General features: G+C 38.4%; 11 protein-coding genes and 1 pseudogene. 4 read left to right on the plus strand and 8 right to left on the minus strand.

The window, feature by feature from the left end; all coding sequences use genetic code 11:
* Nucleotides 1-39: 39 nt before the first annotated feature.
* Nucleotides 40-195 (minus strand): helix-turn-helix domain-containing protein, encoded by a 156-nt coding sequence (locus L6494_RS20250; protein ID WP_330911032.1) that lies wholly within the window; start codon nt 193-195, stop codon nt 40-42.
* Entirely contained in the window at nt 122-502 is a 381-nt protein-coding gene (locus tag L6494_RS20255) for a hypothetical protein (protein WP_237989567.1), read from the minus strand. Before L6494_RS20255 ends, L6494_RS20250 begins: the two co-directional genes overlap by 74 nt.
* 57 nt (nt 503-559) lie before the next feature.
* On the opposite strand from L6494_RS20255, the pseudogene L6494_RS20260 reads away from it, so the two are divergent.
* The 4 genes and pseudogenes from L6494_RS20260 to L6494_RS20275 form a co-directional block, all read left to right on the plus strand.
* Nucleotides 560-964: pseudogene (locus L6494_RS20260) on the plus strand (DUF4351 domain-containing protein); the annotation flags it as partial.
* A gap of 160 nt (nt 965-1124) precedes the next feature.
* Nucleotides 1125-3749 (plus strand): TonB-dependent siderophore receptor, encoded by a 2625-nt coding sequence (locus tag L6494_RS20265; RefSeq protein ID WP_237989568.1) that lies wholly within the window; start codon nt 1125-1127, stop codon nt 3747-3749.
* Nucleotides 3750-4012: 263 nt separating this feature from the next.
* On the plus strand, nt 4013-4984 hold the full coding sequence (locus tag L6494_RS20270) for a sucrase ferredoxin (RefSeq protein ID WP_237989569.1): 972 nt from the start codon (nt 4013-4015) through the stop codon (nt 4982-4984).
* 15 nt (nt 4985-4999) lie between these two features.
* The gene (locus L6494_RS20275; protein ID WP_237989570.1) at nt 5000-5986 is read left to right on the plus strand and encodes an ABC transporter substrate-binding protein; all 987 of its coding nucleotides are present in this window, start codon (nt 5000-5002) and stop codon (nt 5984-5986) included.
* A gap of 55 nt (nt 5987-6041) precedes the next feature.
* On the opposite strand, the gene L6494_RS20280 is transcribed toward L6494_RS20275, so the two are convergent.
* The 6 genes from L6494_RS20280 to L6494_RS20305 all read right to left on the minus strand — a co-directional run bounded on the left by L6494_RS20280 (nt 6042) and on the right by L6494_RS20305 (nt 13169).
* Entirely contained in the window at nt 6042-7346 is a 1305-nt protein-coding gene (locus L6494_RS20280) for an MFS transporter (RefSeq protein WP_237996169.1), read from the minus strand.
* Nucleotides 7347-7465: 119 nt separating this feature from the next.
* On the minus strand, nt 7466-7789 hold the full coding sequence (locus L6494_RS20285; protein WP_237989571.1) for a (2Fe-2S)-binding protein: 324 nt from the start codon (nt 7787-7789) through the stop codon (nt 7466-7468).
* Nucleotides 7771-8271 carry a ferric iron reductase gene (locus L6494_RS20290; RefSeq protein ID WP_237989572.1) on the minus strand — a complete coding sequence of 167 codons (501 nt, stop codon included), beginning with the start codon at nt 8269-8271 and terminating at the stop codon, nt 7771-7773. Before L6494_RS20290 ends, L6494_RS20285 begins: the two co-directional genes overlap by 19 nt.
* Nucleotides 8271-9248 (minus strand): iron-siderophore ABC transporter substrate-binding protein, encoded by a 978-nt coding sequence (locus L6494_RS20295; protein WP_237996171.1) that lies wholly within the window; start codon nt 9246-9248, stop codon nt 8271-8273. The genes L6494_RS20290 and L6494_RS20295 overlap by 1 nt, the downstream gene beginning before the upstream one ends.
* A gap of 114 nt (nt 9249-9362) precedes the next feature.
* The gene (locus L6494_RS20300; RefSeq protein WP_237989574.1) at nt 9363-11930 is read right to left on the minus strand and encodes a TonB-dependent siderophore receptor; all 2568 of its coding nucleotides are present in this window, start codon (nt 11928-11930) and stop codon (nt 9363-9365) included.
* 246 nt (nt 11931-12176) lie between these two features.
* Nucleotides 12177-13169, minus strand: a complete 993-nt coding sequence (locus L6494_RS20305) for an iron-siderophore ABC transporter substrate-binding protein (RefSeq protein WP_237989576.1) — start codon at nt 13167-13169, stop codon at nt 12177-12179.
* Between the last annotated feature and the right edge of the window lie 118 nt (nt 13170-13287).

A 13287-nucleotide genomic window follows, 5' to 3' on the forward strand; every position in this document is an offset into this window, starting at 1 on the left:
GATAGATATAATTATGCTCAAACGGAATTTTTATTCGGCTTAAACGGAATATTTTTTTATACAATCCCGTGGACGGATGCCAAATTTTTTGCGAAATGCCCTGCCAAAAGCAGTTAAATCTTTATAACCGACTATATTGGCAACTTCTCCCACTTTCCATGTTCCTGTTTGTAGCATTTGCCATGCTTGTTCCATGCAATAACCCTTCAAGGTGGGTTTCCCGACAGTGAGTTTCACCAGACAGATGAAAATGATACTCTATTCCAGGTGTATCTAGATCAGAGAATTCTATCATTAGGCGATCGCTCACTTTGTAGTCAGCAATAGTTAACTGCAAACCTTCCCGTAGTTGAATCTCCCGCCAGTAACCCCGTCCGAATGCCTGCGGAACATGGTACATCACATCAAACTGGTCTTTGGGATCTGGATAACGACTAGTTCCATTAGTCCGTATCTCTTGCCATAGTTCGTCAAAGGCTTGTTGAGAAATGGTGATTGTCATAAAGTGGAATCAAGTTGTAGCCCCTAATTAGTAAATTATCTCATTAATTTAGTCAGTGATTGGGTTATGATTTTACCAAAAGCGTTAGAAGCAGAATTTTGGCAAAAGTTTAAACAATTTGAGCAGGAGCGTACTATAAGTTACATTACCACAGGTGAGCGCATTGGCTACGAGCGTGGCAAGGAAGAAGGGAAACAAGAAGGTGAGCAAGCAACTTTACTACGGTTACTGCAAAAACGGGTGGGAGATTTACCCGCAGAAGTTCGGGAACAGATTCAAAGTCTTTCTCTAGAACAGTTAGAAACACTGAGTGTTGACGCGCTGGGTGCGGATTCTAGTAGAGTAGCTTTATTAGATTTTAGTGCGATTTCCCAAGGGGAAACGGCAGAGCCGATCGCCAAAGGCGGGTCTCCGACCATCGCTGACTTACTCAATTGGCTAGACGCAAATTCCACAGTTTAGCCAATTTCTGAAAACCTCCCCTGTCTAAGTCCCTCCCGCTTGGGATCAAAAATCTCCGTCTGTGAGTAGACTTCACCTTCGGTAATTGCGTAAACTCTTTCTCAAGAAATTTGCAAATTAATTGCAATATCAAGTTCGGATAGTGAGAAGAGTGAGCGGTATGAAGTCTTGGCAACAGAAGGAAATCATTTCAGCAAGTCTTGTTTTTTCGTGCATATCATTGCTAGTGCAACCAGCCGTTGCTGAAACTAAATCCTATCATGCTATCAGCAGCACCCAACTGATGGCGCAACAATCAGTAGTAAAAGTTACGGGCGTGAAAGTCAACTCTACAGATAAAGGGATTGAAGTTCTTTTAGAAACTCCCCAAGCAGAAGCATTGCAACCTGTAACTAAAACTGAAGCCAATAGTTATATTGCAGATATTCCCAATGCGGTGCTAGCACTACCAGAGGATAAAGATTTTAGTGTGAGTAATCCTGTAGCTGGGATTGTGTCTGTGAGTGTGACTCAAGCTGATGCTAATACTATTCGAGTGGTGGTAACGGGAGAGTCACAAGTCCCAACTGTTGAATTATTTGATAGTGAACAGAGTTTGATTTTTAGCTTGACACCCGTTGTCTCAACTACACAAGCACCAACGCAACCATCACAGCCAACTAGTGAAGAAACACCAGATGCAACAACATCTGAAAGCGACTCATCAATTGAACTGGTGGTGACAGCAACGCGTACAGAAGAAGATATCCAAAATGTACCGCGTTCTGTAACTGTGATTACTCGTGAGCAGATTGAGGATCAAGCAAGGTTAAGCACTAACTTAGCTGACATTCTGGCAAAAACTGTTCCTGGCTTTGGTTCACCAATTAGTCGGACTGATACATTCGGGCAAAATTTACGGGGTCGCAACATCTCAGTTTTAATTGACGGAGTTCCCCAAAATGGTAATTTACAATCATTTTCTGCACAATTGACCACTATTGATCCCAGTGCAATTGAACGGATTGAAGTTGTGCGTGGCCCGAATGCGATCTATGGTGGTCAAGCAACTGGTGGTGTAGTCAATATTATTACTAAGAGGCCAAGCGGTCAAAAACTAACTTCCACAACAAATATTGGTTTGGATACCTCCTTAACTCGTTCCGAAGATAGTTTTGGTTACAATCTTTCCCATCAAATTGCAGGGACAGAAGGCAAATTTGACTATACTGTGGGTTTTTCTCTGGTGACAACTGCGGGTTTTTATGATGCAGAAGGCGATCGCATTGCTAATTTTGCAGGTGATAATGATAGCACCAAAATCAACGCTTTGGCTAAGATAGGAGTTGAATTATCGCCAGAACAACGTCTGCAATTCACTTTCAATCACTTTAATCAGCAACAAAATAGTGATTTTATTTCCGACCCAGCCGTTGATGATATTCCTGGTATTCAAAAATCTCGCGCCTTGAAGCTACCGGAAGGAACAACTGTGATTGGTGCTGATCAAGGGATTTCTATCACAAATACTTTACTGAGCTTAAATTACAATAACGACAATATTTTCGGTAGCAAACTTCAGGCTCAAGCTTACTATCGTAACTATAATTTTGCTGGGGGAATTCCTGATGATAACCGAGGTGGTAGCTTAAGAGCGATTACCGATTCAGAAGGGGGTACAGAACAGTTAGGCGGAAGATTGCAAGTTGAGACACCCTTCAACTCTCAAAAAACAGTGAGTTTACTTTGGGGTGTGGACTATCAAAATGAGCGTAGTTCTCAAAAATTTAATATTTTCGATCCTGGGGAATTTGACGCATCAGGGGGTCGAATCTTTCGCAAGATTGAGGAGCGTGTTTTTGTCCCAGATTATGACTTTAGAGAACTGGGTGTATTTGGTCAATTACAATGGGATGTATCTGATAGCTTACGCTTGAGTGGTGGCTTGCGTTATGTGAATATAGGTGTGAGTTTAGACGACTACATCACCGCCGATTTTCCCCGTCGGAATATTCAAGGGGGCGATCGCAGTTTTGGCTCTACAGTATTTAATGGCGGTATCGTCTACAAATTTACGCCTGAAGTAAGTGTATTTGCTAGTTTTGCTCAAGGCTTCTCTGTTCCCGATTTAGGTCGTGTCTTCCGACGACCCCCAGCAGGTGTAGTCAATATTTTAAACTCTCTGCAACTGACTGAACCACAAAAAGTAGACAACTATGAAATCGGTATTCGCGGTCAATGGGATAATGTCCAAGCATCCTTATCTGGCTTCTACAACTATTCTGATTTAGGTTCGGCTTTTAACTTTAACCGTAGCACTGATTTTCTAGAGACTGTTCGCGCTCCTCAAAAAGTTTACGGTATAGAGGCTGCGGTTGATGTCCAACCTACTGAGGGTTGGAGAGTGGGGGGTACGGCGACTTGGATAGAAGGTGAAAATGATGCAAATAATGATGGTGAATATCTAGCACTCAACAGTATTACAGTCCCACCATTGAAGTTGACCGCTTATGTAGAAAACCAAACCCTCAAAGGTTGGCGGAACAGATTACAATTACTTTACTCAGGCGATCGCGATCGGGCTTTTGAGGATGGTGTTGAGGATGGTAAAATCAGCAGCTTCGTCACCGTAGACTACATCAGCAGCATCAAAATAGGTCAAGGGGAACTACAAATAGGCATTCAAAACCTCTTCAATAACCAATATTTCCCAGTTTACTCACAATACTTTGCACCTTTCTTTGATAGTGCTAACTACGCAGGTCAAGGTAGAACCTTAAGCGTTGGGTATCGGATTATTTGGTAAATTTTAGGAAGAAAAACAGAGATAAAGAGGTCGCTGTATCAGTTTCTTAGCAGCAATAAAAAGATAAATAATTTAGTTACGTGGGTGTTCGAGTCAGAACACCCATGTAATTTTCTCAAATATGTCACCTGTAACGCCATTGTTGAATATCCAGAGTCAGCTAAGACACCTTAAACTTGTACCCAAACAAACATAAATCATATTTAATTATTGATAATAATTGTAATTAGCTGAAATTACTAACTCTGATTTTGTGGTTTATTATGAACAAAATTTTCTGTGCTGAGGAATCTTGTCAAGCAAAAGAAGACCCCATTGGTACTGCAATAAATCGCCAATATTATATCTTAATTGAAGTTCCACCACCTTGGACATCTCAACCCCTAGATTCCAAAAATATTCCCAGTAAATTACAAGATTTACAATCAGATATTGATGAAGCGGCTTGTTATATAAGGTTGGTATTTATTTACAATCCCAATTATTATCAAACTGGGCGAACTCGGTTAATTATCTATTACCAGACAGAAGAAATATATTCAGGGTACAACAAGAAAGAATATATCCTATCAGATATTAATGATGCAGTACCAATCATCCAAAAGTGCATCAAAAATGAAAATCTAGAATCTGAAGACACCAATATTCAAACTAGAGATTTTTTAGTATGTACTCATGGTAGTCATGATAAATGCTGTGCTAAATATGGCAATCCTTTTTATCGTCAAGCCTTAGCAACAGTAGAAGATTTATCATTATCTCATGTGCGAGTTTGGCAAAGCAGTCATTTTGGTGGACATCGTTTTGCACCAACTATGATTGAGCTTCCAGAAGGCAGATATTACGCTAGGTTAGACCAAAAATCCTTTACTTCTATCTTGACACGAACGGGCGATATCCAATGTTTAAAAAAAGTCTATCATGGTTGGGGTATTTTACCTTGGCAAGTGCAAATATTAGAAAGAGAGTTGATGCTCAAATATAATTGGGATTGGTTTAATTACAAAGTGCAAGGTCATGTAATTGAGCAAAACGAGGATGAAACTTTTAGTCAAGTAGAAATAAAGTTTACCACACCTGATGGCATAGTTGGCTGTTATAGATGTAATGTGATTGAAGATGAAAATAAAAGTGTAGTCTTTAGGGCAGAATGCGGCACTACTGAGTTAGTAAAGATTTCTCAATTTAGCATTACAGAACTTGTTGATATAGCCACATCATTAATCGCAGTTTAATTAATCATCGGAAAAATGTCAATTAAAAATCATTTATTTATCAGGGTATTTACCTTCCTGCACCATATACTTAATTATCATCAAATTAAGTTAATTTTATTCAGCATCATCACAGCTTTAATAGTTATCGGCTGTGGAATGAGTACACCAAAGAATGTCACTATAAATTCTGTGAATGCAACTTCAGAAATGCGCGTAATTAAACATACTATGGGCGAAACAAAAATACCTTTGCATCCACAGAAAGTAGTTGTACTAGGTGGCTTAGATAATATTTTAGCTTTAGGGGTAAAACCAATAGCAGCCACAACATTCAGTGATGATAATTTTGCTGCTTACTTACAAGATTTAACATCAGGAATTGAAAAAATTGGTATTAATGGTCAACCAAATCTAGAAAAGATTTTATATCTCAAACCAGACTTAATTTTAGGGTTTTCTTGGGATGCTGAATTATATGGACAACTATCGCAAATTGCCCCAACAGTATTAGCAGATCAAGATAGCGATTGGAAAGATTGGTTAAAGAAATATGCGGAAGCACTGGGAGAAACAGCAAAAGCTGAAAAATTGTTGCAAAAATATGATCAAAGAATAGAAAGCCTGCGTCAACAAATGGGAGATACCCTTTCCCAAACAAAAGTATCTTTAGTCAACTTTTGGGCTAATTTCACTCGTCTTTATATGAATGATTCCTTCGGTGGATCAATCCTCAAAGAAATCGGTTTACCTCGTCCTAAATATCAAGATAAAGATAAAAATCACGAAAACATTTCCTTGGAATTAATTCCTCAAATCAATGGTGATGTTATTTTCTTAATTCTTGGAGGACACAATGAATCAAGGTTGAAACAATTCACCAATCATCCTCTGTGGTCGCAGTTACAAGCTGTACAACAAAATCACGTTTATCCAGTGAAAAATGATGTTTGGATTTCTGCATGGGGAATAATTGGAGCTAATCAAGTTTTGGATGACTTATTCAAATATTTGGTTAAGTGAGCTAATCGTAATATCATTAGGATTAGAAACTAATAAGCAGCGTAAATTAAATTTATTACTTCAACTGGCTATACTCTTCATCATGGTCAGGTACAATATCTTCCACATCCCGCAGCAGACGTACAGAAAAGCCTAGCCAACCGACCAACAACATACACAGCGCACAAATTACATATAACAGCGCAATTCCTGCACCAGTACCAGTCCCAAATAATCCGCCGAGAATACCAACTAGAACACCGCCTGATTGCAAGGCGGGTGCAAAAACTTGATCTGCCAAAGGCCCTGCTATTAAATAGCCTACAGCAGAAGCGATCTGTAAAAGTAGCGATCGCGCTGCAAAAACCCTTCCTTGCACATTGGGTGGTACTTTCGCTAACCAAATAGCACTATCCGAACTGCCATTTAAAGGAAAATTCAAAGAAGAACAAAATTGTCCCGGAATCCAAACCCAAGGTGTTCTACCCAAACCAAAGACAATTTTACTGATACCTGCACCCATCATCCCCCATAAAACGCCTTTAATTTTCCGTTTAAAACCGCCCCAAGTGCTAACAACTATCGCCCCTATCACACCACCAACACCAGCCGCAGCAGCCAAGCTACCTAGCACTAAAGTATTATTATTAGTGCGCGACAAAATCATAGGTGAGTATAAGGAATTTCCAACATCATGGGGTAGCCAAAATAATAAATTAACTATTAACAACGCCAGCAAACTTTTGTGAGTAGTAATATAACGCCAACCCAATCCCAAATCTTGCCAAATGTTGGCTATATTTTCGTTTTTTGTGGTTGGTATTGGTTGAGGAATACTCACAAATAATAAGCTCCCAATTGCTACAATAAACGTCGAAATATCAATTAACCAAATTCCTAGAAAACCAATGACAGTGTAAAGATACCCCGCCAAAGCAGGTGCAATAATTTGACTACCGTAACCGGATAAAAATTCTAGACTACTAGCACGAGTATAGTGTTGTTTAGGAATCATCAGTGATACTGATGCTGAGTACGCCAAAGATTGAAATTGATTAAAAGTTCCAACAATCGCGCCTGTCAGATAAAAGTGCCAAATTTGTAGATTATTGGTGAGATGCAACAACAAAATTACAATTGTGCTGAGAACTGCAACAGTATCACCCACCATCATTAAAAATTTGCGGTTAAATCGGTCTACAATTACACCACTAATGGGAGTAATAATAATACTTGGTAGCAAACTAAAAAAACCTACCAGAGTCAAAGTTGTGGCTTTACCTGTAATTTCCCATGCCCAAATTTCAATTGCAAAGCCAGTCATATTGCTACCAATGGTAGACACTAATTGACCAAGCCAAACGATGAGAAAATTACGCATACTAGCTAGATTTGGTTGTTGTGGTATAAAAATTCTCTGACTCTCTGACTCTCTGACTCTCTGCGCCTCTGCGTGAAAAAAATCCTCCCCTAAAATATGCAACGCCAATGAATATAATTTCAGTCAGATTCTTTCATGTATTCCTTGATTTGGGCAATTCGTTCTTGTGGTTTTAATAGAGGACAGTTTGTACATTTCTCATCACAAGGAGGAATAAAAGCATATAAACAACAGGTAAGCCGAACTGTAGCTGTAGCTGGTAAACCAGGTTCGTTAAGTTGTTCAGTGCGGACTAAATTATAAAGTGGGTTACGTCCTGGCATAACTGAACTGTAAGCTTGTTCATACAAGACGGAGTAATCTGTTTTTATTGATTCTGAATTTGTAACTTTATTAAGTTTGGCAAACTGCCATTCTGAAGCATTTACCGCATTACCCCACATATTTTTTTAGAAAGTTTAGTTAAACGAGGAATGGGTATAGGTAATCTTTGGGGATAAATTACATTATCACTTAAATCATGAAACCATAACGCCTTGGGTTCACCTTCTGCTAATACAAAACTCACATTATCCAGTTCAGCATTTAACCCAATTCCTGCCCAAGTCATCAAAGCTAGAACACCTGGTAATGTTGTCCAACTATAAACTTTATTCCAGATAGATGCAGCAATACGAATATCTGGAATTTTTTGGTATATCTCGCTGGTTTGCCATTGAGATAAAAGTCTATCTGGTTGTAGATAATCATTAAGTGAAATCACCTCAACATCATCTGAAGGCTGAGTTAAAATTATGATGTCTGTATAGGAATTATCTATATTTCTTTGAGCAAGAGTAAATATTTTTTTTAAGAAATTGATCACAATTGTGTTATCTAATTCTTGAGATATTGGCAATATTTTTTGATGAGAATTAACTAGCATTAATTTTTATCCAGGTATTTAAATAAATCATCTAAGATGGCGTTTGCTGACAGGATATTTCCGAAAATCCAGTAACTTGAATTAACAGTATAGATTCGTTGATTTTGAACAGCTTTCAGGTTTTGCCAAAGTGGACTATTCTGATATTTTTGAAAAGTTGGTTCTGCACCCGGATCTAAAACTATAAATAAAATATCAGCATTGATTAAATCTAAACGTTCTAAACTAACTGAAACCAAAGGCTGATTTTCATTAGTAGTAAGTTGATTTTGAATTTCTGGTAGAGGGATTCCGACTTCTGTAATTAGACTACCAGGAAATGAATATTTAGTGCGAAATTCTGTAAATTGATTACCAGCATAAAAACGACTAATAGAAACTGTTTTTCCTTTGAGGTTATGATTGACAAATATGCGTATTTTTTCAACTCGTTGTTGATATTCGTCAAGTAATTTTTTTGCCTGTTCACTTTTACCTGTTGTCTCAGCAATACGTGAGAACGCATCTTTCCAACCAAATTGTATATAATCAAATGTTACTGTCGGTGCTATTTGGGAAAATAATTTATATTGTTCTGCACTAATAGAAAAACCTAAAATTAAATCTGGATTTAACTGCACCATTTTTTCTATATTTGGTTGACTATCTTTTCCTAAAGAAACAACACCTTCAGCTTTTTTACCCAACTTTGGTATTATGCTTCCTGCAATATTAGGCTGTATTGCTGCTACTGGTTTTAAGTCCAGTGCTAACAACGCTTCCATAGAAGTTTCATCTAAAGCGATTATGCGTTGAGGTTGTAAAGGAATACAGCTTTCTCCTAATTCATGCTTAATAATTCGACATTCTGATGTAAGAGACTTGACTTTTGATGAGTAGGTTTCTTGAGAGGAAAAAGTATAACAGCCTTTGAGAAATATTACAGCTAGGGTGATGATCAAAAATAATTTGATATGATAAAACCATTTTCTAATCATTGCATCATTTGGCGATGAATTGAGTAATAAAACAGCCCTCAGAACATTCAAGTGCTGTATGTAATTTGCCATAAATCGCAATTTTAAAAACTACCCATTTGAGTAATTTGTAAATTACAATTGCCAGCCCAATGTAAATTTCACAGTACGGGGTGCGCCAGGAGAAACGCGCAAAATGCCACTAGCTGCTTCAAAATACTCATTATCAAACAAGTTCTGTAAATTTAAAGCAGCACGGAAATTATTTCGGCGATAAAACAAGGCAGCATCAGTCCGTAAATAACCCGGCAGACTAAAGCTATTATTTAAATTTCCCTCTCTTTCTCCTACATAAAAGAGTCCTAAACCAAATCCTAAACCTTGGAGATTCCCTTTTTGAAGTTCGTAGGTACTCCACAAACTAATCGCGTGTTCTGGCACGTTACTAAGGCGGTTTCCGACTGGAAGATCATTGTCTTCAGTAATTTGTGCATCGGTGTAAGCGTAGCCACCAATTATTTTCCATCCTGGTGCAATTTCACCTGTGATATCTACTTCAAAACCACGACTTCTTTGTTCCCCTGTCTGGATAGAAGTATTTCCGCTTGGATCCCTGAGATCAGTAGTGAGAACGTTTGAGCGGGTGAGTTGGTATAAAGCTAGACTTGAAGAAAGATTTTTTGTCCAATCTACTTTTACCCCCACTTCATATTGAGTTCCCTTTTCTGGTTCAAAAAGTCTGTTATCGAAATTTGTCCCAGTGACTTGTTCAAAGGAACGGCTATAATTAGCGTATAAAGAAACGGCTTGACTCGGTTGATAGACAATACCAATTCGTGGGCTAAATGCTTCATCCTGCTGAAAAGATGTGGTTTCGCCTTGAGCATCTTCTATTTTTTGGCTGACAATATCAAATCTTCCACCTAGAACTAACTTCAAGTTTTCTGAAAAGGAAATTTGGTTTTGTAAATAAATGCCTAAACCATTAGAAATGAAAGGTTCATCTTCAAATTCGCTCAGAACTTCACCAACACTATCACGGCGATAAATGGGATTAAAAATATCTATAGAACCAAGCTCTTGTCTGAAGTTTCTGCCTTCATTGTAATAAACATCTCTCGACAGGTCAATACCGACTAGCAATTTGTGTTCGATATTGCCTGTTTTGAAATTTCCGAGAATATTGGTATCTAAATTGTATGCTTGTTGGGCAAATGCAGCGACAATTAAACCCCTTCTAAGAGTGCGATTATCATCTAAAAGTGCTGAGGGAAATAGAGAGTTTTGTCTCGCACTTAAGTAGGAAAAATTAAAGTTATTGCGGAACTGCCAATTTTCGTTAAACCGGTGTTCAAAATTATAGCCAATTCGCAGAGATTGACGATTATTTTTATCAATCTCATCAAAAGGTTCGCCAAGAAAACGATTACGAGGGATTTTACCGTTAGGATTAGGTAATACTGTACCCACAGCAGGTAAACCCCGGTCATTGGGTTGTTTTTGGTTTGAATACTCGGTTTCTAAAGTTAATTGGGTGTTCTTACCCATCAGCCAAGTTAAACTGGGGGCAATAAAGAAACTCTCTCTCTCAAAAAAATCAACAAATGTATCTGTTGTTGATGCAGATGCGTTTAACCGATATAGTAAAGTTTTTTCATTATTTAATGGACCTGTAAAATCTATAGAACCGCCATAGGTGTCAAAACTGCCAATAGTTCCTTCAAAGGAATAAGAAGGAATACTTTGAGGTTTTTTCGTGACAATATTAATTGTTCCTCCAGCACCACCTTGACCAAATAGAACCGAGGCTGGTCCCCGCAAAACTTCTATCTGCTCTATATTCTCGGTATTCACATTAGTTGTGATGTTAGTATCGTCTTTTAGTCCGTTGCGGATGATATTACGGTTACTAAAACCACGTATGGTAAAGCCTTCAAAAACAGAACGTTCCGAGCTATTAGATATTACACCTGGTGCATTTCGTAAAGCGTCGTTTAAACGCCTGACTTGTTGATCTTGCAGGACTTGTCGAGGAATTACCTGAATTGCTTGAGGTATATCACGCAGGGAAGTATCTGTTTTAGTTCCAGTAGAGGCGTTAGGTACTCGATAACTATTCCGTTCACCTGTGACAACCAATTCAATAGGTTCATCACTTTGGGCTGTTACTTGTTCTGGTGGTGTTTCGCTTCTCGTTTGTTCTGGTTGTTCTGGTGGCTGTGTCGTTACAGCTACAGGTGCAAGTGCAAAGATTAAACCTTCATCACTATCAAATAACTCTGCTGTTGGTAAACCCGCTTCACCTGTGACTGTTACCCGTACAGTATTAGCATCAGCTTGAGTAACAATCACAGATACAATCCCGCTTACTGGATTAGCAATGCTAAATTCTTTACCTTCCGGTAGTGCTAAGACTGCATTAGGGACATCTGCAATATAATTATTCTCTGCACTTTTAATCACAGGTCGCAGTGCATCTGGTTTAGCACTTTCTAAAGTCACTTCGATACCTTTATCTGTGGAAGTGACTTTTACACCTGTCACTTCCACAGATGCAACATCATTTTGTTGTGCCAGTAGTAACTTCGCCGTACTGATAGAATGATGTGATTTGGTTTCCGCAACAGCTGGTTGTAAAAGCAATGATACAAGTGCCAAGACAATCCCGGCTGAGATAATTTCTTTCGATGGTCGAGACTCCATACCCCTCACTCCACAAAGTCAAACTCAATATTGCAAGTAATTTGCAACTGTCTGTGGAAAGAGTTTATGTAATTTATCTGATGTAAGTCTACATAGTAGACGGAGAGTTTTAGACCATAGACGGAGAGTGTGATTAATTTTTGACATTAACCTGTAAGTAAGCAGCAAATATCTTGCAATAGGTTGTAATTCAAAGATATTAGGGGCGGGTTAAACAGTAATGGACTAGGCCCCGCCTTTGGCGCGTTAACTTTTCGCATCTACTAAATAATCAAATAAATCATCAATTACTTTGTGAGCAGCAAGAATATTTGAACCTCGCCAAAAGTGACGATTAACAACATATACTTGGTTCTGTTTTACGGCTTTGAGTTTATGCCAAAGAGGGTGATTTTGATTTCTTTTCAAAGCTTTTGCACCATCTTCATCCATCCAATGGCTAGTAAAAATTACATCTCCATCGGCATCTTCTTGCATGGTTTCTAAACCAAATGTAATGTATCCGCCTTTAGTGACAACTTCTTGGGCGGAAGGACGCTGTAAACCTGCATCTGCTAGAATCGTCCCTGCAAAGGAATTTTTCACATCACACCAGATATAACCTACCAATATATCGATGTAGGAAATCTGAAGATTTTTCAGGCGATCGCCCATTTTCAGTTTAAATTCTTCCAGCCGTTGGTGGTAATTCTGCATTAATAATTTGGCTTGATCTGTTTTATTTAAAACCTGGGCAACATCTTCTAAATGCTGTTTCCAAGAAGGTGTACCTTTCCATTCCAAGAGTACGGTTGGAGCAATCTGTGATAATGTATTATATTCTGTACGATGGTACTCTTTGCCAAGAATCAGATCGGGTTTAAGCAGCAAAATTTTTTCAACATCAGGTTCCCATCCCTCACCAACTACTTGAATATCCCTGGCTTGTTGGAGATAGGGAGGTAAATCAGCACTTGTTATACCAATCGGTTTCACACCTAAAGCTAGAACATTTGCCAAGGTAGTGTGAGCTAAAACAACGATACGTTGAGGATTTTGGGGAACACAGGTTTCTCCCATTTTGTGCTTCACTACATAACAGGGTGTAGGATTCAATTTGATAGTTTGTACTTTGCTATGTTCATGATTAATTACTATATGGCTACAAGCCACAATGACAATAGGTGTAAAAATAGGGAGAAATAGACATCTAAACACAGATTGTTTCCCAATTAAAGCCCAAATTTTATTTTTTATCATTAACCTCCAAGTCAATAAATATACAAAATGTAGGGTGCGTCAGTCCGAGAAAACCTAACTATAACAAGACATTATTCATACTGACGCACCCTAACACCATACATTACAGCAGATTTCA

It is taken from the genome of Nostoc sp. UHCC 0870 (assembly GCF_022063185.1).
Classification (GTDB): domain Bacteria; phylum Cyanobacteriota; class Cyanobacteriia; order Cyanobacteriales; family Nostocaceae; genus Trichormus.

Bases quoted from the DNA above. Each gene is read 5' to 3' on its own strand.
- L6494_RS20285 (WP_237989571.1), bottom strand. From the start codon at position 7,789: ATGTGGGGTAATGCGGTAAATGCTTCAGAATGGCAGTTTGCCAAACTT.
- L6494_RS20270 (WP_237989569.1), top strand. From the start codon at position 4,013: ATGAACAAAATTTTCTGTGCTGAGGAATCTTGTCAAGCAAAAGAAGAC.
- L6494_RS20280 (WP_237996169.1), bottom strand. From the start codon at position 7,346: ATGCGTAATTTTCTCATCGTTTGGCTTGGTCAATTAGTGTCTACCATT.
- L6494_RS20305 (WP_237989576.1), bottom strand. From the start codon at position 13,169: ATGATAAAAAATAAAATTTGGGCTTTAATTGGGAAACAATCTGTGTTT.
- L6494_RS20275 (WP_237989570.1), top strand. From the start codon at position 5,000: ATGTCAATTAAAAATCATTTATTTATCAGGGTATTTACCTTCCTGCAC.
- L6494_RS20290 (WP_237989572.1), bottom strand. From the start codon at position 8,271: ATGCTAGTTAATTCTCATCAAAAAATATTGCCAATATCTCAAGAATTA.
- L6494_RS20295 (WP_237996171.1), bottom strand. From the start codon at position 9,248: ATGATTAGAAAATGGTTTTATCATATCAAATTATTTTTGATCATCACC.
- L6494_RS20265 (WP_237989568.1), top strand. From the start codon at position 1,125: ATGAAGTCTTGGCAACAGAAGGAAATCATTTCAGCAAGTCTTGTTTTT.
- L6494_RS20300 (WP_237989574.1), bottom strand. From the start codon at position 11,930: ATGGAGTCTCGACCATCGAAAGAAATTATCTCAGCCGGGATTGTCTTG.
- L6494_RS20255 (WP_237989567.1), bottom strand. From the start codon at position 502: ATGACAATCACCATTTCTCAACAAGCCTTTGACGAACTATGGCAAGAG.
- L6494_RS20250 (WP_330911032.1), bottom strand. From the start codon at position 195: ATGGAACAAGCATGGCAAATGCTACAAACAGGAACATGGAAAGTGGGA.